We start from the raw sequence: 23,728 nt of genomic DNA, 5'->3' as shown, positions 1-23,728 counted from the left end.
ACCCCGTCCGGGGGAGGTGGCCAGGGCCGCTGGCACGAGGGCCCGTGCCCGGAACCGCACCCCGGACTCCGTCCGGGGCCCCGGGACACGGGCCCTCGTGCGTGCAGCGGGACTCCGGCGGGCCCGGTCAGCCGAAGACCACGCAGGTGGCGGCTGGCACCGGCAGCGAGCCGGCCCGGCGCGGCAGCCCGGTCAACGGGTCGACGTCGAACCAGGTGACGTCCCCGGAGCGCTCGTTGGCCGCGTACAGCCTGCGCCCCGAGGGGTCGATGGCGAGGTCCCGCGGCCAACTGCCGCCGCAAGCCACACTGCCCGCGAGACGCGGCTTCTCGGCCCCGCCGGCGAGCGAGAAGGTGGCGAGGGTGTCGGTGCCGCGCACCGCCGCCCACACGAAGCGACCGTCGGGCGAGGCCACCACGGCCGAGGGATAGACCCGTACGGCCCCTGGAGCGCCCGTAGAAGCCACCGGAACCTCGCCGACCGGTTCCAGTCGCCCGGAGCCCGGATACCAACGGCAGACGGTCAGCTGCGGCTCCAGCTCGTGCAGGACGTAGACCACCATCCCGTCCGGATGGAAGGCGAGGTGCCGCGGCCCCGTCCCGGCGCGCAGCGCGGTCTCCCCGTGGAGGCGGAGGGCGCCGGTGGCCGGGTCCGGCACGCAGACCCGTACCGAATCGGTACCGAGGTCCACGCTGAGCACCCAATTGCCGCTGGGGTCGGGCAGTACCTGGTGGGCGTGCGGCCGTTCCTGGCGGCTCGCGTCGGGGCCGGAGCCGCGGTGGGCGAGGACCGAGGCGGGCCCGGACAGACTGCCGTCCGCCGCGAGCGGGAGGCTGCTGACGCTGCCGGACGTGTAGTGGGCGGTCAGCAGTCGACGCCCGGCCACGCTGAGGTGCGTCGGCCCGGAGCCGCCCACCCGGACGGCGGGACCGAGGGCGGTGAGGCCCTCGGGGGTGGGTCGGAAAGCGGCGGCAGCGCCCGGTTCGGTCTCGCTCACGGCATAGAGCACTCCGGTGTCCCGGTCGAAGGTGAGGTACGAAGGGTCCGCGATCGCGTCGTTGACGGAGAGCAGGGTCAGCGCTCCGGTCGCCGGATCGACGGCCGCGGTGGTGACGCCCCGACCGCCTCCCGAGGTGAACGAGCCGATGCGGACCCGGGGTTCACCGCCCCGGTCCGCCCCGCTCACGACGTCCGTACCGTCCGTGTCGCCCACTGGACGCCCCTCTCCACCGCTTCGGATCGATCCGTGCGCAGCCGACGTTAACAGAAGGTCTAGACCAGATCTCGCCCCTGGGCGCGTTCCTGTGCGCCGGGGTGGTGCACGTACGCCGTCGAGCTCGGCCGGTCGTCGTAGGTGCGGTGGAAGACCGGGGTGGCGGAGCCCGAGATCGGCGGCACGATCCAGGACCAGTCGGCGCCCACCTCCCGCCCCTTGCGCTCCTCCCGCTCTATGTGGCTGAGGAAGCGCCGGGACTCGGAGTGGTGGTCGGCGATGGTGACCCCGGCCCGGTCGAAGGAGTGCAGCACGGCCCGGTTGAGCTCCACGAGCGCCCGGTCCTTCCACAGCGAGCGGTCGCTGGAGGTGTCGAGACCGAGGCGGCGGGCAACGGCGGGGAGGAGGTGGTACCGGTCGGTGTCCGCGAGGTTGCGGGCACCGATCTCGGTGCCCATGTACCACCCGTTGAAGGGGGCGGCCGGATAGTGGATGCCGCCGATCTCCAGGCACATGTTGGAGATGGCGGGCACGGCGTGCCAGCGCAGCCCCCAGTCCGCCCAGCCGGGTTCGTCGGGGTGCTCGATCGGGACCTCCAGCACGGCGTCGGGCGGGGTGTCGAACCAGCGGGGTTTGTCGTCCACTCCCTGGACCACCAGCGGGAGCAGGTCGAAGGGGGTGCCGGCGCCGCCGGTCCAGCCGAGGCCGAGCAACGCCCTGGTGAGCGGCGCGTTGCGGGCGTCGCCCACGGTGATCGAGTGGTGGTCGCCGTAGCCGGCGTACCGGACGAGCTGCTCGCTCCAGATCAGCGGACCGGGGCGCTGCGGGGTGTCCGGGGCGAAGACGGTGATGGTGGGTCTGACCTTGCCCCCGTTGGTCGCCTCGCGCAGGTGCTGGAAGCATTCCGCAGCGATCTCGTCGGCCTCGGTGAGGTCGCGGCGGTCGCGCACCCGCAGGGAGTTCCAGTAGAGCCTGCCTATACAGCGGTTGCTGTTGCGCCAGGCGACCCTGGCCCCGTGGGCGAGCTCCTGCGGGGTGTGCCGGTACCCGCCCGTCTCCGCGAGCTCGGCCCGCACGGAGGCGAGCCGAGCCCGCGGGTCACCGGCCTGCGGATTCTCCCGGTGGAAGAGTCGGATGAACTCCTCGGCCGCTTCCCACACTTGGGCTGCGGTCGAGCGCTGTTGAAGTATTTCCATCCCGGGCGGTTACCCCCTGTCCAACCAGATCCACCCTGTACGTGCTGAACGAATGTGCTGTGAACAATCACCCGTTGTACATGCCGCAGGTGAGACGGGTGCGGCAGGCAGATTCGGAACACTCCGCCGAGTGCTCTTCGGGCCATCGCCCTGCGGGCGGAGCTGACGGGGCGTACGATCCGCCACGATCAATGGTCTGACCTCTGACGTCGCGCGTAACCCCTCCCACCAGAGGTGAACGGTGCCGCACCCGCGATGGCCGCCCGGCCCGCCCGCCCCGATCGAGCGCGGTCGCAGGCGGTCAGCGGCAGTCAGACGCGATCAGGCACTGATGACGAGGGGCGAGCGCGGGTCGGTGCGCAGCGGGGCGTGGAGGGCGACGAGGGCGTGCTCCAGACCGTGCAGGTGCGCGAGGGCCCGCTCCTCAGCAGCGGGCCGGGGAGGGGCGGGGGCGGCGGGCTCCGCCGCACCCTGCGGAGCGGTCAGCGCCTCCACTGCCGCCTCCACCCGCCAGCACGCTGCCGCCAGTCGGGCGTCGTGCGAGGCCAACGGGTCGGCGGCGACGGCCACCAGTCCGCGCACCTCCCGGGCGCAGTCGTCGAGCAGCCCGAGGACCTGGCGGGCCCGGGCCTTGCGGGCCCGCAGCGGGCTCAGCGGGTGGACCAGGGGCGCGAGGGCCATCCGTACACGGCCCAGCAACAGTTCGAGTTCGGCGGCGTGCGGAGCCGGATCGGCTGCGGGGTCCCCGGCGAGGCGGTCGAGGGAAGCCGCGGTGGAGGCTCGTACGCAGTGCAGGGCGCGCTGGATCCAGGCGTCGTTGGCGGCGTGGGTGGTCACCGGGAGGACGAGCACCACGGCGAGGGCGGCGCCCAGCGCCCCGATCGCGGTCTCCTGGAAGCGCAGGAGCAGCAGCCCGGGGTGCAGCACACCGAGGAGCCCGTAGAGCAAGCCGGCCATGACCGTGACGAAGAACATCATCCAGGAGTACGAGGGAGCCGCGGTGTAGAAGATCCCGAAGACGCATACGGCGACCAGTGCGGCGGTGGGCGCGGGAGCACCGTGCAGCGGTACGGCGACCAGCAGGCCGGCGGCGATGCCGACGACCGTGCCGAGGACCCGCCGGAATCCGCGGACGAGGGTCTCCCCGCGGGAGGTGGTGTTGACGAAGATCCACCAGGCGGTGCCGACGGCCCAGTACCAGCGGTCCTCGGAGAGCGCCTGCCCGATGCCGAGCGCGAAGGCGCAGGCCGCGATGGCCTGGAAGGCCTGCCGCGTGGTCGGCCGGGCCAGGCCGGTACCGGGCAGGCCGGGCGGCGCGGCGGGGGGCGGGGTGCGCCGCTCGATGGGCCACAGCAGGAACCGCACGGCTCCGGCGGAGAGCAGCGCCAGCCCGACTGCGGCGTACAGCTCGGGCAGCTGGCCGGGGACGGCGTGCAGGAACTGCGTGACGAAGAACATCATGAAGCCGAAGACCCCGAGGGCGTGCCCGCGCGGCCCCCAGCGGCGGGCGTAGACCCCGACGAACACGACGGCGAGGAAGGCGGCGTCCCGGGCGAGCGGCGTCCCGTGCAGGGTGGTGGCCAGTGCGAGGACCGGGAACCCGGCGACGGGAAGCAGCGCGCTCGTCACGCGCTGGGCGTGCACGCTGGAGTCGAGCACGGTGAACAGGGCGAGCAGGGCGGCCAGCCCCCCGGTGATGGACGCGGTGAGGGAGAGGCCGCACACCTCGGCGACGGCGACGGCGAGCCCGACGCCGATCACGGCCCGCAGCGAGTTCCTCAATCTCAGGCGCCCCGGATCCGGAGCCACGAACATCCTCTTCACGGCGGTGTGCCGCCCCCCTCAAGGTGGTGCGCGCCGGCCCGACGGCCGCCCGGGGGTGGTGGGCAGCAGGCGGGCACAGCGAAGGCACCGCGCTCCGGACCGGCCTCGTTGCCGCCCGGCGCTGCGCGGCGCCGAAATTACATGGATACGACACAGATAAGCATCCGAAGGCCCACTGGCTCAACACGGGCCCCCCTCACTGGTCCATTGGCCCAGTACCGCGGGGCACGGTCAGGCCGCCCACGGCCAACGGACCAGCCGTGGGACCGACCGGCTCGGTCAGCCGCTCCGCGGTCGGGCAGGTCGGCGCGCGTAGCAGAAGAGGTGCTCCTCCGGCTCGACGGGCCGGGCCGACCCCGTGTGGCCGGCGGCCCCAGCCGGTCCGGCCTCCGGCCGGAACACCTCGGTGTGGTGCTCCAGCACCTCCAGCCCGGCCGCGGTCAGGCGGCGCAGGTGCTCCTCGGTGGACAGGCTGCTGACGGTCACCTCGTGCCCCATCCACACGATGTCGAGGTCGTCGATGTCGCCCGGCACGGTGGCCATGACGAAGTACCCGCCGGGCGCCACCCACGACGCCATCCGCTCCAGCGCCCGACCCACGTCCCGTTGGGACATCACCAGCAGGGGGAAGAACGCGCACACCGCGTCATAGCCGCGCTCCGCAGCCCCGTACGTCCGTACGTCGGCCTGCTCGAAGCGGGCCTGGGGCACCCTGGCCCGTGCGAGGGCGACCATGTGCGCCGAAACGTCGATGCCGGTCACCGCGCAGCCGGCGCGCGCGAGGGCCTCGGCGGTCGGCCGGCCGGTACCGCTGCCCACGTCCAGCACGTGGGCGCCCGGGGCGAGCCGAGCGCTGAGCCAGTCCAACGCGGCGAGCTGTCCGGGAACCCGCCCGAACACCTCCTCGTACCGTGCGCCGACCTCGTCGAACACCTCCGCCGCGGACTTGCGACCGCTCATCGCCGCCCCTCACCCTCGGTTCGCGCTCCGCGGCGCCGGGGCCGCTCTCCGTCGCGGTAGGTTCTGCCCCGACGCGCGCCGGGGAAACGGCGGGGCGGCGCCACTGCCGTGCGAGGTGTCGCGGTGCGGGCCGCACGGGCCGCCCGGGTGTCCGTCAGCTCAACCGGGGATGCGGCCTTCGACGGAGGGATGGCGCGACTCGATGAGCTCCAGGTCCGCGGTCAGCGAGTCGAGCCAGGCCGTCGCGGCGAAGTACGCGGGCCCCGCGTCGAGGGGCGCAGTCCGGCCGGGCGCGCCGGAAGTCCGATCCCGGGTACCGCCCTCCGGCCCGCCCTGTCCCAATGGCTCCCATGGCCCCGATGGCCCCGATGGCCCCGATGGGCTCTTCGGCCCCGCCGCTCGCGGGACGTCGGCCCGGGCCGCCGCCCGGCGCAACCCGGCCGCCACCCGGGCCGCGTACGTGCGGAGTTCATCCGCCGCGGGCCCCGCAATCGGCGTACCGCCCCGGCTCTCCAGGACCCGCTCGGCGCCCCAGAGCACGTGGTGCCCGGTCATCACGGCGGCATGCCAGTCCCGGCCCGGGCCGGCCGGCCGCTGCGTCTCGCTCTGGTACTGGGCGTACGCCGATTCGGCCATCGTCAACGTGATCCGGACCCGGCGGGCCACCGGCGGCACCGGCTCCGGCAGCTCCGGCAGCCCCTGGGGTGCCACGGCGGCGGTGGTCACCTCGACGTCATCGGCAGCGGCGCGCAGCAGCCCGGCCACGGCCCGACCCAGTTCGTCGTGGGCTCCGCGCGGCCAGGCCAGCACCCCGCACACCATGCCGATGGCGCTGCCGACGAGCACGTCCAGGAAGCGGATCTCGGCCAGCCGCCAGGTGACGGGCGACAGCTGGGCGAAGGCAATGGCGACCACCAGCGTGAACAGGGCCTGCGCCCAGCCCACCCCGCGCACGGGCCCGACGCAGAAGGCGGCCAACATCAGCGGTGGCAGCATGAGTTCGTACACGATGCTCGTCCCGCTGGCCGCCGCGAGCACGCTGCCCGCGGCGACGGCGCCCAGGAACGTACCGATCAGTGCGGTGCGCACGGTCCCCCGGGTCTGTACGGCCGTGGTCCGGGTGAGGCTGAGGACCGCGAGCATCGCCCAAAAGCCGTGCGGGAGGGATTCGACGCCGGCGACGGTACGGGTCACGGCGAGGGCCAGGGCCATCCGTACGGCGTTCTGGAAGTACACGGACCTCGGTCCGGTGTGCACGGCGAGGCGGTGCCACCACAGCCGCAGCGGGCTCAGCCAGGCGTACCAGAACCGGTCCGGGGGGTCGATGTCCCGGGCCGCCGCGCGCCCCTCCACCGCGAGGTCGGCCGCCGCCCGGAGCACGAGTGCGGCGTCGGCCACCTCCAGGAGCGCGGCCTGCCTGCGACGGGCGTCCGGCAGGGCGGCGAGTGTTCCCGCGGTCCGGGCCCGCAGCCCGCGCAGCTCCGCCGAGCCCCCGGCGGGCGGGCCGCCGCCGCGCAGCAGCGTGGCGGTCCCGGCGGCCGACGCGCGGACCGCCCCCAGGAGATCGAGCCCGGCCTGCACCGGCGGACGCCCGGCCGCGGGTGCGGGCAGGTCGCGGAGCCGGGACAGCAGGGTGCGCGCGGCCAGCCCGGTGTGGGCCAGCGCCCGCTCGCGCACGCCGGGTCCGGCGGGCCGCTCCGCCTCCGGGACCCGGGACGGCCTCAGCGACTCGGCGGCTGCCCGGGCCCGGTCGGCCGCCGCCGCGGCCAGGGCGTGGGGCGGCTGCTCCAGCGCGGCGGCGCACCGGGCCGCCTCGGCCACTGCGTCGGCGGCCCGCTCCGCGTACGTGGGGACCCGCGTATCGGGCAGCACCCACGCCTCGGCCAGGATCAGCAGCACCAGGCCGGCGACGGTGCCGGTCAGCCGCTCGTCGAGGGTGTGCGGGGCGTACGGCGGGAAGCTCGGGAGGATGTACAGCAGTTGGAGGCCGGCGGCGGCGCCCGCGGGTCGGGGCCCGGCCGCCGCGGCGAAGGCGACGCAGAAGCCGATGACCGCCGTGCCCAACACGGCGCTCCAGGTCCTGACGGCGAGGAAGGTGCCCGCGGTCACCAGCAGGCAGGCGACCGGGAGCAGCCGCACCATGACCGCGGCGCGCTGCCGTCCGGTCCCCGGGATCCGGGACAGCCCGGCCAGCGAGACGGCGGCGAAGAGGGCGTAGGTGGCGCTGACGGGCTGACCCGCTCCGTACAGGAACCCGTAGAAGCCGGTGCAGGCGGCGAGCGTGGTCCGCACGGCCCGGCGTGCGGCCACCGGCTGGGGACCGGTACCCGTACGAAGCTCCTGGAGGGCACGCACGGTTTCAGAATCCCATGCGACCCCGCCGCCCTCTCGGCATGCGGGACTTAGGGGCGGGTGTTCCAGCCCGCGACCACCGGGAGCCCGTGTTCGGTGGACAGGACGCTGACCGTGCCCGTGCGCAGCAGGAAGAGCCGGCCCTCTTGCGGCGGCAGGCCCAGGTAGCGGGCCGTGAGGACGCGCAGGAAGTGGCCGTGGGCCACCACCACGGCGTCACCGCGCTCCCCGGACAGGGTCCGAGCCGCACGGGCCAGGACGCGGTCCGCACGGGCGCCGACCTGTGCGGCGCTCTCGCCGGGGTGATCCGGGTCGCCGGGCGGGACGCCGTCGGTCCACAACGACCAGCGCGGCCGGCTCCGCCGGATCTCCGCCGTGGTCACGCCCTCGTAGCCGCCGTAGTCCCATTCGTACAGGTCGGGGTCGGTCTCCCCGCCGCTCAGCCCGGCGAGTCGGGCCGTTACGACGGCCCGGCGCAGCGGGCTGGTCAGCACCAGGGCGGGGGTCCGGTCACGGAAGAACGGGGCCAGCGAGATGGCCTCCTCTACCCCGGCGGCGGTCAGCGGCACGTCGGTGCGCCCGGTGTGGCGCCCCGTGGCGCTCCATGCCGTCTCGCCGTGCCTCACCAGCAGTAGGTCACTCACTCTTGGGACCCTAAGCCTTCCGGCAGGGCGACGCCGGAGCACCCGGGCGGCATGTCACGGCCCCCGGGATGGATTCGATGCGGAAACGCTGCGAGTTGGCCGTCCCGTCCGTGCTGGCGAGGCTCGTGTCATGGACGAAAGAGAGCAGGAGAACCGGGTCGCGAACGGTTTCGCCACGGGCGACGAACGCTGCATGGAGGCGGTCTACCGCCGCTGGCGGCCACTGGTGCACTCGCTCGCCCGGCGGTGCCTGGGCGACGAACGGGAGGCCGAGGACGTCACGCAGCAGGTATTCCTCGCCGCCTGGAACGGCCGGCACCGCTACCGGCCCGGTCCCGGCGGGCTCGGCGCCTGGATCACCGGAATCACCCGGCACAAGGTGGCCGACGCGCTGGAGGCGCGGACCCGGCGGGCCCGGGCGGCTGAGGCCGCCGCGCGCGTCGCCTCCGGGGCCGCCGACCTCCCCGGGAGCCCGGCGCGCCACGAGGCGGAGCAGGTCGTGGACCGGGTGGTGGTCCTCGGGGAGCTGGCCAGGCTTCCCGTGGCACAGCAGCGGGTGCTACGGCTCGCCTTCTACGGGGACCTGACCCAGATGCAGATCGCGGACCGCACCGGGCTACCGCTCGGCACCGTCAAGAGCCATATGCGAAGGGCTCTGCACCAGCTGCGCCGGTCGATGCCCGCGGCGGTGCCAGCGACTCGATGACCGCCAGGCCCGAGCGCAGCCCGTGCAGGCGCTCGGTGCGCGGGGCCGGTGTGCCGGCGCCCCAGCCGGGTCCGGCGAGCAGCAGCACCGAGTGGGCGCGCGCGCCCCGTACCCCCCACTCGATGGCGGACACCGACCGGGCCAGGGCGGGGTCGGCGGTCGTACGGGACTGCGCCCACAGCACGACGGCGCGCGGGCCGGTCCGCCGTACGGCTGCGTGCAGGGCCTCGGCGGGCAGCGCCGGGCCGAACATCCGCGTGGGCAGGCCCCGCTCACCGAGCGCCGCGGTCAGCGCCTCCAGGGGCAGGCTGTGCTGCTCGCCGGGCACGCAGGCGAGGAGTACGGGCGGTGTCCGGGGCGGCTCGGGCACGGGCCGGATCCGGTGCAGGGCCGAGGAGACGTGCCAGGACAGCAGGTGTTCGACCTCCACGTAGCGCTCACCGGCAGAAGCCCATTTGCGGCCCACGGCGTGCAGGGTCGGCGCGATGACCTCTTCCCACGCGGTGATCAGACCGTGTTCGGCCAGGGCCGCGTCCAGCAGCTCCGCCACGGTCGGCGCGTCCAGGCGTACGGCGGCCCGCGACAGCCCCCGGCACTCCGGGCGGACCGGCCCGAGCGGGAGGGCGCCCGGGCCACCCGGGCCACCCGGGGTCGGTGCGAGTGACGGTCCCCGTGCCGGTGTCTCTGCTGACGTCCGTTCGGGTGTCCGTACCGGCGTCCAGGTGGATGACGGTGCGGGTGCCGGTGCCGGTGCTGGTGCCCCTGGGCTCGTCGGCCGTTCCGCTGCCCGGGTCCCGGACGCCCCCGGCTCACCGCCCAGTGCGGCCCGGGCCGCCTCGGCGGGCGGTACCCCCTGGGCGGTGAGCCGGCACATCAGTTCCAGACGGGCGATGTCCCGCGGGGTCCAGCGACGGTGGCGCCCGGCCTCACGGCTGGCCGGGCCGATGGCGTACCGGCGCTCCCAGGAGCGCAGGGTCGTCGGCGAGACCCCGAGGCGCCGGGCCACGGCTCCGGTGCTCAGCGCGGCGTCGCCCTGGTCCTGCGGGGGTGTCGCAGTCACGCGGTCCACCCGCTCACGATACGACCGCGGAGGTGGGCCGGGCCCTCACGCGACGCCCCGTCCCCGTCGGAACCGGTCGAGCCCGTCGGAGAGTTCCACGACCGGGTCCGGGTAGTCGTACCGGGCACGCTCCAGGCCGGGCAGCCGCCACGGCTCGTGCACCTGTGGGGCGGCGAGATCGGCGAGCTCCGGCACCCAGCGGTGCACGTACTGGCCCGTCGGGTCGTACCGCAGGCCTTGGCGGATCGGGTTGAGGACCCGGTTGGGTCGGGTGTCGGTGCCCGTCCCGGCCACCCACTGCCAGTTGAGCTGGTTGTTGGCCAGGTCGCCGTCCACGAGGAGGTCCAGGAAGTGCCGGGCCCCGACCCTCCAGTCCACGTACAGGGTCTTGGTGAGGAAGCTGGCGGCGAGTAGCCGGCCACGGTTGTGCATCCAGCCCTCGTGGCGCAGTTGACGCATGGCCGCGTCGACCACCGGGTAACCCGTGCGGCCCTCCTTCCAGGCCTCGGTCTCCTCCTCGGCCGCCGCCCCGGTGCGCCAGCGGTCGCTGCGGTCCCGGTAGTCCCGTACGGCGGTGTCGGGCCGGGCGGCGAGCACCTGGTGGTGGAAGTCGCGCCAGCAGATCTGCCGGACGAACGCTTCGGCGCCGGAGCCGCCGACGGCGCGGGCGCGGTGGACGGTCTCGGTCGGCGACAGGGTGCCGAAGTGCAGGTGCGGGGAGAGTCGGGAGGTGGCGTCGCCGGCGAGGTCGTCGTGGGTGTCCTCGTAGTGCGGGACGCCAGCGCGCAGCCAGCGCGTCAGGAGGTCGCGGGCCTCGCGCTCGCCGCCGCGTGCGAGGCCCGGCGAAACCCCGGTGACGGCTGCGCGCCGCGGCAGCGGATCGGAGCCGATGGCGTCGGGCACCGGGACGGAGCGCGGGGCGGCGGCGACCGTACGGGGCGGCAGCTCGGACCAGCGGCGGTGGTAGGGGGTGAACACGGCGAAGTGGTCGGAGCCGGCGGGCAGTACGGCCCCGGGGGCGGCGGCGGTGATCACCGCCTCGTGCACGTAGAGGCGCCGGCCCTCGGCTTCGAGGGCGTAGCGGAGCCTTTCCTCGCGGGCGTGCGCGTACGCGCTGACTCCGGCCGCCATGTGGACCTCGTCGGCGTCACACTCCTGGACGAGGGCGCAGACCTCGGCCACGGCGTCGCCGGAGCGCAGCACCAGACGGCCTCCGCGCTCCCGCAGTCCGGCGTCGAGGTCGGTGAGGCAGTCGGCGAGGAAGGCGAGCCGGTTGGGGGCGGCGAAGCCGGCCGCATCGACGGCACGGTCACGGACGAAGAGCGGGACCACCTGGTCGCAGGAGGACAGCGCCGCAAGCAGCGGCGGATGGTCGTGCAGGCGCAGGTCCGAGGTGTACAGGACCACCGCGACGTTCATGGGTTCTCTCGCTCCGCGTCAGGGCCGTGGGGGTGGTGGGGGCTTCGGTGAACGGCTGTCGTCCGGTACTTCGGCCGGTGCGGGCGCCACGGATGCGGTGGGCCCGGCGGATCGGGATGCCGGGCCTTCGGGCTGGCGGGCCCGGGACGCGGCGTCCGCTTCGTCCAAGCGGCGGGCGGCACGGGCGATGTTGCGGGCCATGCCGTTGAAGACGACGGAGTGGAAGGGCGACACGCTCCACCAGTAGAGGTGGCCGAGCAGGCCGTGCGGGTGGAACAGGGCCCGCTGCCGGTAGCGGGCGCGCGGGCCCGCGCCGCCCTGCCCCGGGTCCCGGCCCCGCTCGGGCTCCGGCTTCCGGCCCGGCTCCGGCTCCGGCTCCGGCTTCCGGCCCGGCTCCGGCTCCGGCTCCGGCTCCGGCTCCGGCTTCCGGCCCGGTTCCGGCTCCGCGTACATCTCCAGCCAGGCCAGCCCCGGGAGCCGCATCTCGGCGCGCAGCCGCAGCAGTCGGCCCGGTTCGATCTCCTCGACCCGCCAGAAGTCCAGGGAATCCCCCACCCGCAGCCGGGCCGCGTCGCGCCGCCCGCGCCGGATGCCGACCCCGCCGACGAGCCGGTCCAGCCATCCCCGCACTGCCCAGGCCAGCGGGAACGAGTACCAGCCGTTCTCCCCGCCGATGCCCTCCACCACCCGCCACAGTGCGGCGGGCGAGGCGTCGACGGCACGCTCGCGCTCGTCGGTGTAGAGGCTGCCGCCGGCCCAGTCGGGGTCGGTGGGCAGCGGGTCGCTGGGCGCGCCCGGCACCCCGGCGGAGGACCAGCGGGTGGTCACCTTCGCCTCCCGCACGCGCTGGAGGGCGAGCGCCAGCGCCTGGTCGAAGTCGATGGGAGCACCGGGCGGGTCGGGGACGTAGCGGGCGATGTCGTGCTCGGTGCAGACCACCTCGTGGCGCAACGATTCGGCGAGCGGCCGGGCCAGGGACCGCGGCACCGGGGTGACCAGACCGATCCAGTGGCTGGACAGCCGCGGGGTCAGCAAGGGGACGCGCAGGATGAACCGCCGGGGCAGTTGGGCGACTGCGGCGTACCGGCGCATCATCTCCTCGTACGTGACCACGTCGGGGCCGCCGATGTCGAAGGCGCGGTTGACCTCGGGCGGCATGGTGGCGCTGCCGACGAGATAGCGCAGGACGTCGCGGACGGCGATGGGCTGGACGCGGGTGCCGACCCAGCTGGGAGTGACCATGACGGGTAGCCGCTCGGTCAGGTAGCGCAGCATTTCGAAGGAGGCGGAGCCGGAGCCGATGATGACGGCGGCGCGCAGGACGGTGGTGGGCACCCCCGAGGCGAGGAGGATCTCGCCGACCTCGGCACGGGAGCGCAGGTGCGGGGAGAGGTCGCGCACCGGGATGCCGGCCGGGGTGAGGCCGCCGAGGTAGACGATGCGGCGGACACCGGCCGCGCGGGCCTGCTCGGCGAAGATCCGGGCGGCGGCGCGGTCGCGGGCCTCGAATCCGGATCCCCCGCCGAGGGCATGGACCAGGTAGTAGGCGACGTCGATGCCCTGGAGCGCCGCGGCGACGGATTCGGCGTCGGTGGCGTCGCCGCGCACGATCTCGGCCCGCCCGGCCCAGGGGTGGTCGCGCAGCTTCTCGGGGGACCTGGCCAGGCACCGGACGTGGTGTCCGGCGTCGAGGAGCTGGGGCACCAGGCGGCCTCCGATGTAGCCGGTGGCCCCGGTGACCAGGCAGTGCAGACCGGTCATGGCTGTCTCCGCTCTTCGTACGGGCCCGGGTCTTCGTGCGTGGTCGCGTTCGCAGCCCCGTGAGGGATTCCGGCGGACCGGTGCGTTCGGATGCACCTGCCGCCGCACCGCCACGGCGGGCCGCTCCACTGGGCCGTTGGTACAGTCGCGGCATGGCGGTGGACGAACTCGACACCCGAATTCTGCGCCTGCTGATCGAGCAGCCGCGCACCAGCGTCCGCGAGTACGCCCGGCTCCTAGGGGTCGCGCGCGGCACCCTGCAGGCCCGGCTGGACCGGCTGGAGCGCACCGGGGTGATCACCGGAACCGGTCCCGTACTCTCCCCCGCCGCGCTGGGCCATCCGGTGCTGGCGTTCGTCCACATCGAGGTCACCCAGGGGCACCTGGACGAGGTCGGCGAGGCGCTGGCCGCCGTGCCCGAGATCATCGAGGCCTTTTCGATCACCGGCGGCGGGGATCTACTGACCCGGGTGGCGGCCCGGGACAACGCGCACCTGGAGGACGTGATCCAACGGCTGATCCGGCTCCCGGGCGTGGTCCGCACCCGTACGGAGGTGGCGCTGCGCGAGCGGGTCGCCCACCGGCTGCTGCCGCTGGTCGAGTCCGTGGGACGGGCAGCGCGCACGTCCTGACAGGACGGCCGGGACAGCCGCAGACACGGCACAACGGGAAGAGAAGGTAGAACGGGAAAAGCTGATGATTTCCGTCATATTCGATCTCGACGGCACCCTCGTGGACAGCGAACCGAACTACTACGAGTCCGGGCGCCGCACCCTGGAGCACCACGGCGTCCCCGATTTCACCTGGGAGCAGCACTCCCGCTTCATCGGGATCGGCACCCTGGAGACGTTGGAGATCCTCAAGCGGCGGTACGGAATCCCGGCCCCGGTGGAACAGTTGCTCGCCGAGCAGAACGCCGCCTACCTGGAGCTGGCCCGCGCCGGGACCGAGGTCTTCCCGGAAATGCGCACGTGCGTGGAGCGGCTGTACGCGGAGGGCGTCTCGATGGCGGTGGCCTCGGGCTCCTCCCGCGAGGCGATCGACGCGGTGCTGATCGGCACGGGCCTGGACGCGCTGCTGACGACGGCCGTCTCCGCCGAGGAGGTGGCGTTCGGCAAGCCGGCTCCGGACGTCTTCCTGGAGGCGGCCCGCCGCCTCGGCGCGGACCCCGCCGACTGCGTGGTCTTCGAGGACGCGGTGCCGGGCGCGCAGGCCGCCCACGCGGCCGGCATGGGTTGCGTGGCGGTCCCGTACGTGACGGCCACCGCCGACGACCCGGCCTTCACGGCTGCCGGGCTGCTCTTCCGCTCCGGCCAGCAGGGGTTCAGCGCGGACACCGCCTGCGCATGGCTCGCTTCTCGCTGAGCCGGCCGGTCCCAGGGGCGGGTCCCGGTTCCCAGGCCAGGTCCTGAGGCCGGGTCCTGAGGCCGGGCCTTTGAGGCCAGGTCCTGAGGCGGACGGGGCACCGGGCACCCCCGCCACCGCGGCCGGGCGTCGGACCACTGCGACGGGCCGGGCGCGCTCCCGGGAGGGTGCGGGCCTCTGGCGGCCTGGGCGGCGCGCTGTCACCATGCGGGCGTGACCGCCACCCTGCTGCCCTCGGACGCCGAGCGCGGACCGCGCCGCTGGCCGTTCCTCGGGAACCTCCCCGCCTTCGCCCGTGATCCGCTCGCCTTCTTCGAGTCCCTGCGCGACGACTACGGAGACTGGGTGCCGTGGGCGCTCGGCCCGCAGCGCAACATAATGGTGTCCCGGCCCGAGCACGCGGCCGAACTCCTCGGCGCGGTCGAGAGCACGTTCCGGCCGCAAACCCTGGGCTGGGCCTTCCGCCAGCTCCTCGGCAACGGGGTCGTCGTCGCGACCGGCGAGGACTGGCGGCGCAAGCGGGCGCTGGTGCAGCCGGCCGTTCGGCCCCGGCAGGTGCGCTCGTACGCCGCCACGATGGTGGAGTGCGCCGACGCGCTGGCCGGCGGGTGGAGCGAGGGCTCGCGGATCGACGTGCACCGGGAGATGGCCGGACTCACCCAGCGGATTGCGGTGCGCACCCTGTTCGGGAGCGACGCAGCAGGCCGGGAGGCGCCCATCAGCGAGGCGATGGCCACTGCCCAGCGGGAACTCGGGGCCGAGTTCCGAGGGCTGACGCTGTTCCTGCCGCCCTGGGTGCGCACTCCCGGGCGACGCCGGATGCGGGCGGCGGTGGCCGTCCTCGACCGGGAGGTCGAGCACGTCATACGGGAGCACGAGGCGGCCTCGGCGCGCGGAGCGGAACGGGACGACCTGCTCGGCCGACTGCTCGCGGCCCGCGACGAACACGGCGGGCCGCTGTCCCGCACGGAGCTGCGGGACGAGTCGATCACCCTCTACATCGGGGGCCACGAGACCACCTCGACCACCTTGACCTGGGCCTGGCAGCTGCTCTCGGGCGCCCCCGCGGCGCGGGCCCGGCTGAGCGAGGAGCTGGACCGGGTGCTCGGCGGGCGGCTGCCGACGTACGAGGACTATGCGCGGCTCACCTGGACCCAGCAGGTCGTCAAGGAGGCGCTGCGGCTGTATCCGCCGGTCTGGCTGATCTCGGCGGTGGCCGGGGAGGGCGCGGTGATCGGCGGGCGTCGGGTACCCGCGGGCACGGGCGTGTGGACCAGTCCATGGTCGGTGCAACGCGACGCACGGTGGTTCCCCGATCCGGAGGCCTTCCGCCCGGAGCGCTGGGACGCGAACGCCCCGCATCCGGTGCCGGAACACGCCTGGTTTCCGTTCGGCGGGGGCCCGCGGGCCTGCCTGGGCGCGAGGTTCGCACTGGTGGAGGCGGCCTTGGTACTGGCGGTCCTGGCCCGCCGCTTCCACCTGGACACCGGACCCGACCCGGCGGCGGTCTTCCCGGGGCTCACCCTGCAGCCGACCGGCCCGGTCCCTGCGACCGTGCGGCCGGTGCGGCCGTAGCGGCGGGCGCCGCGCCCGAGCGGGAGGGAAGATCCGCCCGCCACCGCGAGTTAGTAGAACCGTGAACGAATTGATGCGGCGTGCGGCAGTCGGGATCGAGCGTGGGGGCGGGGATGGGGGCGAGGACGTCGACGTGGTGATCGTCGGCGCCGGGCAGGCAGGGCTGTCCAGCGCCTACCACCTGGCCCGGGCGGGGATCGACCACGTGGTGCTGGACCGTGCGCCGCGTCCGGGCGGCGCCTGGCAGTTCCGCTGGCCGTCGCTGACGTACGCCAAAGTCCACGGGATGCACGCGCTGCCCGGTATGGAACTCACCGACGCCGACCCCCAGCGGCCGTCCTCGGCGGTGATCGGGGAGTACTTCGCCGCGTACGAGGACCGGTTCGGCCTGAGCGTACGGCGGCCCGTGGACGTCACGGCGGTACGGGAGGGGACGGCCGGGCGGCTGAGGGTGGAGTCCTCGGTCGGGGCCTGGTCCGCGCGGGCCCTGATCAACGGCACCGGCACCTGGGACCGCCCGTTCTGGCCGCGCTACCCGGGCCAGGAGACGTTCCGGGGCCGCCAGCTGCACACCGCGAGCTACCCGGGCCCGCACGAGTTCGCCGGGGCCCGGGTGGTCGTGGTGGGCGGCGGCACTTCGGCGGTGCAACACCTCCTGGAGATCGCCGAGGTGGCGGCGGAGACCACCTGGGTGACCCGCCGGCCCCCGGTGTTCCGCGAGGGCGGCTTCGGCGAGGCCGAGGGGCGGGCGGCCGTGGCCCTGGTCGACGAACGGGTGCGTCGGGGGCTGCCCCCGCAAAGCGTGGTCAGCGTGACCGGGCTCCCGCTGAACGAGGCCGTCGCGGCCGGGCTGGCCTCGGGGGTGCTCGACCGCCTACCCGTGTTCGACCGGATCACGCCGGACGGCGTCGCGTGGGCGGACGGACGGCACGTGGCTGCCGACGTGATCCTGTGGGCCACCGGGTTCCGGGCCGCGATCGACCACCTGGCCCCGCTGCGCCTGCGCGAGCCGGGCGGCGGCATCCGACTCGAAGGCACCCGCGCGGCCCGGGACGAGCGGATCCACCTGGTCGGCTACGGCCCGTCGGCCTCGACGATCGGCGCCAACCGCGCGGGCCGGGCCGCAGTGCGCGAGATCCGCCTTCTGCTGGCCCGCGACGCCGCCGGAATCAGCGAAGCGGCGGTCGCCTCCGCCTAACCGGCGCGGTGGCCCGCCTGGACACGACCGGCGTTCGCGTCGCTCCCCGCACCCGCGCTGCTCCTGGCGTTCGCGTCGGCCCGGATCCGGTTGAATTCCGCGACGTTCCTCTTGTGCTCCTTGTACGTCGCCGAGAACCGCGTGTCCCTCAGTTTCACGGTGACGAAGAACAGCCAGTCGCCGGGCGTCGGCGCAACGGCCGCAGTCATGGCCTCCAGCCCGGGGCTACCGATCGGCGTCGGCGGGAGCCCCTGGCGCTGATAGGTGTTGAAGGGGCTGTTGATCCGGGTGTCGCTGAGTTTGGTGTCCACCGTGCTGCGGCCCAAGGCGTAGTTGATGGTGGAGTCCATCTGGAGCGGCATGGACCGGGCCAGCCGGTTGTGCACCACTCGGGCGACCTTGCCCTTGTCAGCGCGGGATTCGGCCTCCGCCTCGATGATGCTGGCGAGGGTGGCCGTCTGATAGGGGGTCATCCCGTGCAGGGTGCCGCCGTCCGCGACGGCTTTGGTGGCGAGATGCTGATTGGCCGTCCGCACCATGTACGCGAGCAGGCCGGCCGGCGTGGACTTCGAGGTCACCGGGTAGGTCGTCGGGAACAGGAAGCCTTCCGGATTGCCCTTCGCCTCTGCGGGCAGCGCGAGTGGAGCCGTGGCGACCGCCGCCTTGGTGGAGCCCGCCGGGAGCTTCAGTTCACGGTCGATCGCGGCGTAGACCTGAGGGGCCCGCCACCCCTCGGGGATGGTCAACCGGCGTGGCTTCTCGGGGGCTTCCTCACTCCGTATCAGCGGAAGGAGGGTGATCGCCCAGATCGCGAGCAACATGCTGAGGAGGAGCGCCAGACGGCCCCGGCGGGTGAGCCGGGAACGACGCCGTGGCGGCCGGTACTCATGACGCATGCGGGCACGCTAACCCGTGAAGCCCGAAATTCCCGACATGACGCCCAAGCGCTCATCCTACGATCACACATTCACCGGAGTCGGCTGCGCGGACTCCTCGACCGGACCCGCCCCGACCGGTGTCCCGATCTCGGTCTCCGAGGCCGCCGTGACCTGCCGGCCCGCGGCCGCCTCGGGCGTGAGCGCGGCTTCCTGGTCCCGGCGGACGAGGGCGGCGTACCGGCCATCGGCCTGCAGCAGTTCCTCGTGCGTACCGCGCTCGGCGATCCTGCCCTTGTCCAGGACGACTATCTGGTCGGCGTCGCGGACGGTGGACAACCGGTGCGCGATGGTGATCGTGGTCCGGCCCTGGGACAGGTTGTCGATGGCCCGCTGCACGGCGTGCTCGGTGCGGGTGTCGAGCGCGCTGGTGGCCTCGTCGAGGATCAGCACGGGCGGGTCCCGCAGGATGGTGCGGGCGATGGCGAGGCGCTGCTTCTCGCCACCGGAGAAGCGGTAACCGCGCTCGCCGACCAGGGTGTCGTACCCGTCGGGCAGGGACTCGATGTGGTCGTGGATCTGGGCCGCTCGGGCCGCCTCGGCTATCTCCTCGTCGGTGGCGTCCGGCTTGGCGAAGCGCAGGTTGTCGGCGACTGAGGCATGGAAGAGGTAGGTCTCCTGGGAGACCACGCCTATCGAACGGGCCAACGAGTCGAAGTCGAGGTCGCGCACGTCCACCCCGTCGAGGGTGACCCGGCCGCCCGTCACGTCGTAGAGCCGGGGCACGAGGTAGCTCAGGGTGCTCTTGCCCGAACCGGTCGGGCCGACCACGGCGAGGGAGCCGCCGGCCGGGACGGTGATGTCGATCCCCGTCAGCGTGGGCCCGTGCTTGGAGTCGTAAGCGAAGTGCACGCCCTCCAGCCGGATCTCGCCCTTGGCCCGGTCCAGGCGCACCGGTTCCTCGCGCTCGGTGATGTCCACCGGCAGGTCGAGGTACTCGAAGATCCGACCGAACAGGGCGAGCGAGGTCTGGATCTGTACGCCGGTCGACAGCAGGCTCACGGCGGGCCGGAACAGGCCCTGCTGGAGGGTGACGAAGGCGACCAGGGTGCCGACCGAGAGTGAAGGGGAGCCCGACTGCAGGGCAATGCCCGCGGCCCAGTAGATGAGTGCGGGCATGGCAGCCATGACGATGCCGATGGTGGACATCCGCCACCGCCCGGCCATGCTGGAGCGCACCTCCAGGTCGACGAGCTTCTCGGACTCGTCGGAGAAGGACTGCGTCAGCGAATCGGCACGGCCCATCGTGCGGCCGAGCAGGATGCCGCTCACCGACAGGGACTCGGTGACCGTCGCGGCCATGGCGGCCATCTGCTTCTGCCGCCGCAAGGTGATCTTCTTGCGCTCGCGGCCGACCCGTCGGCTGATCCACACGAACACGGGCAGGAGGAGCAGGGAGACGAGGGTGAGCCGCCAGTCGAGTGCGAGCATCGCGACGACGGAGGCGATCACGGCCGTGAGGTTGGACACGAGCGAGGTCGCGGTCGAGGTGACGGTGGCCTGCATGCCGCCGATGTCGTTGGCTATGCGGGACTGCACCTCGCCGGTGCGGGTACGGGTGAAGAAGGCCAGCGGCATCCGCTGCAGCTGGGCGTAGACGGCGGTCCGCAGGTCGTGCATGACGCGCTGGCCGACCGTGGTGGAGATCAGGGTCTGGAGCACGCCGAAGACGCTGGTGACGACGGCGGTGAGGATCATGCCGAGCGCGAGCAGGCTGAGCAGCCCGGTACGCCCTTCGGGGATGGCGACGTCCAGGATCTCCTTCAGCAGGAACGGCGAGGCCACGCCCACGAGCGAGGAGGCACAGACGAGCAGCCCCACGACGGCCAGACGGCCACGGTAGGGACGGAACAGTCCCACGATCCGGCGCAGCTCACGGGGCTGGTCCGCAGGGGCGGGCCGGTTGGGATCGAGGGCTTCTTTCGATGGGGTCCACTTCGGTTCTTCGGGGCGCATGGGCCTCCTTCTGACGAGACTCGAATGAGCATAGCTCATTGTTACCTATGCTCACAATGAATCTGGTCCTGGTATTGTTCCCAGTATGAGCACCGCTTCCGAAACCGACAGCACAGACGGCGTGCTCGCCGAACAGCTGCTGCGGCTGACCCGTCGGCTCCACCGGATCCAGAAGCACCACCTGGAACCGCTGGGCATCACCCCTGCCCAGAGCCGACTGCTGCGCCTCGTCTCGCACTACGACGGCGACCAGCCGCCCCGGATGGCGGACCTGGCGGCCCGGCTGGAAGTCGTGCCCCGCGCCGTGACCACGCTGGTGGACGGCCTGGAGGCCGCCGAGTGCGTGCGCCGCGCACCCGACCCGGCGAACCGCCGCGTCATAAGGATCGAGCTCACCGACACGGGGCGCGCCACGCTGCGCCGGCTCCGCAACGCGCGAACCGACGCGGCAGAAGAGATCCTGGCTCCGTTGACCGCGGAGCAGCGCGAGGTGCTGGGCGGCCTGCTGAACACGCTGACGGACGCCCCACTGGGACGCCGCTGCTGACCAGGTCGCCCCGGGGCCGGGAGACGCGCCCGCGGATTGGGCCGAACGAGTAGTCAAGGGGTCGCGCATGCCGCTACTGGAACCGGAGCCCGGGGCCCTGCGCCCGCGCAGCGTCAGCGGTCCCGCCCCCGACCGGGTCCCCGAGCACCGCGCCGCCGGCACCCCGGAGCCGCTGCGGACCGAGTTGACGGAGCTGCTGGGTGCCGAAAAGGTGCTGTGCAAGGTCTCCGACCTGGTCCGCTACGCCTCCGACGCTTCGCCGTACCGGTTCGTGCCGCAGGTGGTCGTGATCGCCGAGGACATCGACGACGTCTCCGCGGTCCTCTCCTACGCCCACGGACGCGGGCGCGAGGTCGTCTTCCGCGCCGCCGCGACCTCGCTCAACGGCCAGGCACAGGGTGAGGACATCCTGGTCGACGTACGCCGCCACTGGCGCGGCATCGAGGTGCTGCAGGGCGGTCGGCTAGCCCGGATCCGGCCCGGAACCACCGTTGCGCGGGCCAACGCCGCGCTCGCCCGCCACGGCCGGGTCCTCGGGCCCGACCCGGCCAGTGCCATCGCGTGCACCCTCGGCGGAGTCGTCGCCAACAACGCCTCCGGCATGACGGCGGGGACCACGCGCAACGCGTACCGCACGCTCTCGTCCCTCACGGTCGTACTGCCCGGCGGGACGGTCGTGGACACCGCGGACCCGCTGGCCGACGAGGAGCTGGCACGTGCGGAACCGGCGCTGTGCCACGGGCTGATGGAGATCAAGCGGGAGATCGAGGCCGACCCGGCGCTCGTCGCCCGGATCCGGGCGAAGTACGAGATCAAGAACACCACCGGATACCGGCTCGACGCCTACCTGGACGGCACCACCCCCGTCGAGATCCTGCGCGGGCTGATGGTCGGCTCGGAGGGCACGCTCGGCTTCATCGCCGAGGTCGTCTTCGACACCCTGCCGCTGGACCGCGAGCTCACCAGCGCCCTGCTGTTCTTCCCCTCGCTGCCCGCCGCAGCAGCTGCCGTACCACTCTTCACGGAGGTGGGGGCGCTCGCCGTCGAGGTGATGGATGGCAACACCCTGCGCGCGTCGGTCAGCGTCGAGGGCGTACCCGCCGACTGGGCGGACCTGCCGAAGGACACCACCGCCCTGCTGGTGGAGTTCCGCGCTCCCGACGAAGCGGTCCGCGTCGCGTACGAACGCAGGGCGGCCGAGGTGCTCGCCCGTTTGGACCTGGTCGCGCCGGTGGCCTCGATCACCAACTCCTTCACCCGGGACCCGAGGACCGTCAACGGCTACTGGAAGGCCCGCAAGGCCTTCGTCACGGCCGTCGGCGGAGCCCGCGCCTCGGGCACCACCTTGATCACCGAGGACTTCGCGGTGCCGCCCTCCCGGCTGGCCGAGGCATGCGAGGCGCTGCTGGCACTCCAGGCCGAGCACGGCTTCGACGCGGCCGTCGCCGGCCACGCGGCCCACGGCAACCTGCACTTCCTGCTCGCCTTCGACGCCTCGGAGCCCTCCGACGTCGCACGGTACGAGGCGTTCATGGACGCCTTCTGCCGTCTGACGGTGGAGCGGTTCGACGGCTCGCTCAAGGCCGAGCACTCCACCGGTCGGAACATGGCACCCTTCGTGGAGCTGGAGTGGGGGCCCCAGGCCACCGCGTTGATGTGGCGGACCAAGCGCGTGGTCGACCCGGACGGGCTGCTCGCCCCACGCATCCTCCTCGACCGCGACCCGAAGGCCCATCTGCGCGGGCTGAAGACCATTCCGCATGTGGAGGCCGTGGCCGATCCGTGCATCGAGTGCGGCTTTTGCGAACCGACCTGCCCCAGCGAGGACCTCACGACCACGCCCCGCCAACGGATCGTGCTGCGCCGTGAGATGGTGCGCCAGCAGCCGGGCTCCCGGGTGCTGGACGGCCTCCTCGCTTCCTACGGGTACGACGCCGTGGACACCTGCGCCGGCGACTCCACCTGCAGACTGGCCTGCCCGGTCGGCATCGACACGGGCGCCCTGATGCGGGACTTCCGCCACCGCCGCAACGGTCCGCGCGAGGAGCGCGTGGCCGCATTCGCCGCGCAGCACTTCGCGGCCGTGGAGGCCGGCGTCCGGCTGACCGTGGCCGCCGCCGGCAAGATCGCCGACCGGGGCGGTAACCGGCTCCTGGGGGCGGTCACCGCATCCGCGCGCAGGGTCGTACGCCCCGAACTGGTGCCGCAGTGGCTGCCACAGATCCCCGCAGCAGCCGCCAAGAAGCTGCCCGTAACCCGGCGGACGGGCGCGTCGGCCGTGTACTACCCGGCCTGCATCAACCGGATCTTCGGCGGTCCCGAGGGGCGCCCGGGTCCCTCCTTGCCCGAGGCCGTCGTGGCGCTCGCGGAGCGGGCCGGCCGACCGGTGTGGATCCCGGGCGACGTCACCGGCACCTGCTGCGCGACGATCTGGCACTCCAAGGGCTACGACGCCGGGAACCGGGTGATGGCCAACCGGATCGTGGAGGCCGCCTGGGGTTGGACCGCCGGCGGGCGCCTGCCGCTGGTCGTCGACGCGTCCTCCTGCACGCTGGGGCTCGCGCACGAGGTGGTCCCGTACCTGACCGAAGACAACCGGGCGCTGCACGCGGAACTGACGGTCCTCGACTCGATCGTGTGGGCGGCGGACGCACTGCTGCCGCACCTGGAAGTCCGGCGCACGGTGGGCTCGGCGGTGCTGCATCCCACGTGCTCGATGCGCCATTTGGGTGATGAGGCGCAGCTGCGGGCAGTGGCCGAGGCCTGCGCAGCGGAAGTGGTGGTTCCGGACGATGTGGGCTGCTGCGCCTTCGCGGGCGACCGGGGCATGTTGCATCCGGAGTTGGCGGCGTCGGCGACGGAACGCGAGGCGGCGGAGGTGACGGCGCGCACGTTCGACGCACACCTCTCGGCGAACCGGATGTGCGAAGTCGGGATGGACCGGGCCACCGGCCGCAGCTACTACTCGGCCCTGCTGGAACTGGAGCGGGCCACGCGTCCTTGACCTGGCGGTGGGT

Annotated in this window: 18 protein-coding genes; 7 read left to right on the top strand and 11 right to left on the bottom strand. The window is 73.5% G+C overall.

Features of this window, described 5'->3' with window-relative positions; genetic code table 11:
* Positions 1-127 precede the first annotated feature (127 nt).
* From ABZZ20_RS01005 to ABZZ20_RS00980, 6 genes are all read right to left on the bottom strand, one after another.
* The gene (locus ABZZ20_RS01005; protein WP_356866104.1) at positions 128-1,186 is read right to left on the bottom strand and encodes a lactonase family protein; all 1,059 of its coding nucleotides are present in this window, start codon (positions 1,184-1,186) and stop codon (positions 128-130) included.
* Between the two features lie 86 nt (positions 1,187-1,272).
* A complete protein-coding gene (locus ABZZ20_RS01000; RefSeq protein WP_356865357.1) occupies positions 1,273-2,409 on the bottom strand; it encodes a nitric oxide synthase oxygenase in 1,137 nt (378 codons plus the stop codon).
* Positions 2,410-2,730: 321 nt separating this feature from the next.
* Positions 2,731-4,224: an FUSC family protein gene (locus tag ABZZ20_RS00995; protein WP_356866102.1), complete on the bottom strand. Its 1,494-nt coding sequence runs from the start codon at positions 4,222-4,224 to the stop codon at positions 2,731-2,733.
* 288 nt (positions 4,225-4,512) lie between these two features.
* Positions 4,513-5,193 carry a class I SAM-dependent methyltransferase gene (locus tag ABZZ20_RS00990; protein ID WP_356865355.1) on the bottom strand — a complete coding sequence of 227 codons (681 nt, stop codon included), beginning with the start codon at positions 5,191-5,193 and terminating at the stop codon, positions 4,513-4,515.
* Between the two features lie 159 nt (positions 5,194-5,352).
* Positions 5,353-7,548 (bottom strand): FUSC family protein, encoded by a 2,196-nt coding sequence (locus ABZZ20_RS00985; protein ID WP_356865353.1) that lies wholly within the window; start codon positions 7,546-7,548, stop codon positions 5,353-5,355.
* 47 nt (positions 7,549-7,595) lie between these two features.
* Entirely contained in the window at positions 7,596-8,189 is a 594-nt protein-coding gene (locus ABZZ20_RS00980) for a histidine phosphatase family protein (RefSeq protein WP_356865351.1), read from the bottom strand.
* Positions 8,190-8,319: 130 nt separating this feature from the next.
* On the opposite strand from ABZZ20_RS00980, the gene ABZZ20_RS00975 reads away from it, so the two are divergent.
* Positions 8,320-8,895: a sigma-70 family RNA polymerase sigma factor gene (locus tag ABZZ20_RS00975; protein WP_356865349.1), complete on the top strand. Its 576-nt coding sequence runs from the start codon at positions 8,320-8,322 to the stop codon at positions 8,893-8,895.
* Here ABZZ20_RS00975 and ABZZ20_RS00970 read toward each other — a convergent pair.
* Genes ABZZ20_RS00970 through ABZZ20_RS00960 form a run of 3 tightly spaced genes read right to left on the bottom strand, consistent with a single transcriptional unit; the run spans position 8,822 to position 13,135 of the window.
* A complete protein-coding gene (locus ABZZ20_RS00970) occupies positions 8,822-9,955 on the bottom strand; it encodes a MerR family transcriptional regulator (protein WP_356865347.1) in 1,134 nt (377 codons plus the stop codon). The two genes, ABZZ20_RS00975 and ABZZ20_RS00970, sit on opposite strands and share 74 nt — an antisense overlap.
* Positions 9,956-10,000: 45 nt before the next feature.
* Positions 10,001-11,374: a deoxyribodipyrimidine photo-lyase gene (locus tag ABZZ20_RS00965; RefSeq protein WP_356865345.1), complete on the bottom strand. Its 1,374-nt coding sequence runs from the start codon at positions 11,372-11,374 to the stop codon at positions 10,001-10,003.
* A gap of 18 nt (positions 11,375-11,392) precedes the next feature.
* Positions 11,393-13,135 carry an SDR family oxidoreductase gene (locus tag ABZZ20_RS00960; RefSeq protein WP_356865343.1) on the bottom strand — a complete coding sequence of 581 codons (1,743 nt, stop codon included), beginning with the start codon at positions 13,133-13,135 and terminating at the stop codon, positions 11,393-11,395.
* A gap of 152 nt (positions 13,136-13,287) precedes the next feature.
* On the opposite strand from ABZZ20_RS00960, the gene ABZZ20_RS00955 reads away from it, so the two are divergent.
* From ABZZ20_RS00955 to ABZZ20_RS00940, 4 genes are all read left to right on the top strand, one after another.
* Positions 13,288-13,767, top strand: coding sequence for an Lrp/AsnC family transcriptional regulator (locus ABZZ20_RS00955; protein ID WP_356865341.1), 480 nt, complete (start codon positions 13,288-13,290; stop codon positions 13,765-13,767).
* 64 nt (positions 13,768-13,831) lie between these two features.
* Complete coding sequence (locus tag ABZZ20_RS00950) at positions 13,832-14,500, top strand: HAD family phosphatase (protein WP_356865339.1); 669 nt, start codon at positions 13,832-13,834, stop codon at positions 14,498-14,500.
* Positions 14,501-14,713: 213 nt separating this feature from the next.
* The gene (locus ABZZ20_RS00945; protein WP_356865337.1) at positions 14,714-16,075 is read left to right on the top strand and encodes a cytochrome P450; all 1,362 of its coding nucleotides are present in this window, start codon (positions 14,714-14,716) and stop codon (positions 16,073-16,075) included.
* Between the two features lie 73 nt (positions 16,076-16,148).
* Complete coding sequence (locus ABZZ20_RS00940) at positions 16,149-17,273, top strand: FAD-dependent oxidoreductase (protein ID WP_356866100.1); 1,125 nt, start codon at positions 16,149-16,151, stop codon at positions 17,271-17,273.
* Here ABZZ20_RS00940 and mltG read toward each other — a convergent pair.
* A complete protein-coding gene (mltG, locus tag ABZZ20_RS00935; protein ID WP_356865335.1) occupies positions 17,270-18,169 on the bottom strand; it encodes an endolytic transglycosylase MltG in 900 nt (299 codons plus the stop codon). The two genes, ABZZ20_RS00940 and mltG, sit on opposite strands and share 4 nt — an antisense overlap.
* Positions 18,170-18,232: 63 nt before the next feature.
* Positions 18,233-20,164: an ABC transporter ATP-binding protein gene (locus tag ABZZ20_RS00930; RefSeq protein WP_356865333.1), complete on the bottom strand. Its 1,932-nt coding sequence runs from the start codon at positions 20,162-20,164 to the stop codon at positions 18,233-18,235.
* A gap of 85 nt (positions 20,165-20,249) precedes the next feature.
* Between ABZZ20_RS00930 and ABZZ20_RS00925 the strand changes: the two genes are divergently transcribed.
* Together ABZZ20_RS00925 and ABZZ20_RS00920 are read left to right on the top strand one after the other, a co-directional pair.
* Positions 20,250-20,711 carry a MarR family transcriptional regulator gene (locus ABZZ20_RS00925; protein ID WP_356865331.1) on the top strand — a complete coding sequence of 154 codons (462 nt, stop codon included), beginning with the start codon at positions 20,250-20,252 and terminating at the stop codon, positions 20,709-20,711.
* 67 nt (positions 20,712-20,778) lie between these two features.
* Complete coding sequence (locus tag ABZZ20_RS00920; protein WP_356865329.1) at positions 20,779-23,715, top strand: FAD-binding and (Fe-S)-binding domain-containing protein; 2,937 nt, start codon at positions 20,779-20,781, stop codon at positions 23,713-23,715.
* Positions 23,716-23,728 lie beyond the last annotated feature (13 nt).

Source organism: Streptomyces sp. NPDC006430, from assembly GCF_040612395.1.
Taxonomy (GTDB): domain Bacteria; phylum Actinomycetota; class Actinomycetes; order Streptomycetales; family Streptomycetaceae; genus Streptomyces.
The sequence above is the reverse complement of the archived record's forward strand: the minus strand, read 5'-3'. Positions and strand labels throughout refer to the sequence as shown.

Bases quoted from the DNA above. Each gene is read 5' to 3' on its own strand.
- ABZZ20_RS00925 (WP_356865331.1), top strand. From the start codon at position 20,250: ATGAGCACCGCTTCCGAAACCGACAGCACAGACGGCGTGCTCGCCGAA.
- ABZZ20_RS00950 (WP_356865339.1), top strand. From the start codon at position 13,832: ATGATTTCCGTCATATTCGATCTCGACGGCACCCTCGTGGACAGCGAA.
- ABZZ20_RS00940 (WP_356866100.1), top strand. From the start codon at position 16,149: ATGCGGCGTGCGGCAGTCGGGATCGAGCGTGGGGGCGGGGATGGGGGC.
- ABZZ20_RS01000 (WP_356865357.1), bottom strand. From the start codon at position 2,409: ATGGAAATACTTCAACAGCGCTCGACCGCAGCCCAAGTGTGGGAAGCG.
- ABZZ20_RS00930 (WP_356865333.1), bottom strand. From the start codon at position 20,164: ATGCGCCCCGAAGAACCGAAGTGGACCCCATCGAAAGAAGCCCTCGAT.
- ABZZ20_RS00960 (WP_356865343.1), bottom strand. From the start codon at position 13,135: ATGACCGGTCTGCACTGCCTGGTCACCGGGGCCACCGGCTACATCGGA.
- ABZZ20_RS00990 (WP_356865355.1), bottom strand. From the start codon at position 5,193: ATGAGCGGTCGCAAGTCCGCGGCGGAGGTGTTCGACGAGGTCGGCGCA.
- ABZZ20_RS00965 (WP_356865345.1), bottom strand. From the start codon at position 11,374: ATGAACGTCGCGGTGGTCCTGTACACCTCGGACCTGCGCCTGCACGAC.
- mltG (WP_356865335.1), bottom strand. From the start codon at position 18,169: ATGCGTCATGAGTACCGGCCGCCACGGCGTCGTTCCCGGCTCACCCGC.
- ABZZ20_RS00995 (WP_356866102.1), bottom strand. From the start codon at position 4,224: ATGTTCGTGGCTCCGGATCCGGGGCGCCTGAGATTGAGGAACTCGCTG.
- ABZZ20_RS00920 (WP_356865329.1), top strand. From the start codon at position 20,779: ATGCCGCTACTGGAACCGGAGCCCGGGGCCCTGCGCCCGCGCAGCGTC.
- ABZZ20_RS00975 (WP_356865349.1), top strand. From the start codon at position 8,320: ATGGACGAAAGAGAGCAGGAGAACCGGGTCGCGAACGGTTTCGCCACG.
- ABZZ20_RS00955 (WP_356865341.1), top strand. From the start codon at position 13,288: ATGGCGGTGGACGAACTCGACACCCGAATTCTGCGCCTGCTGATCGAG.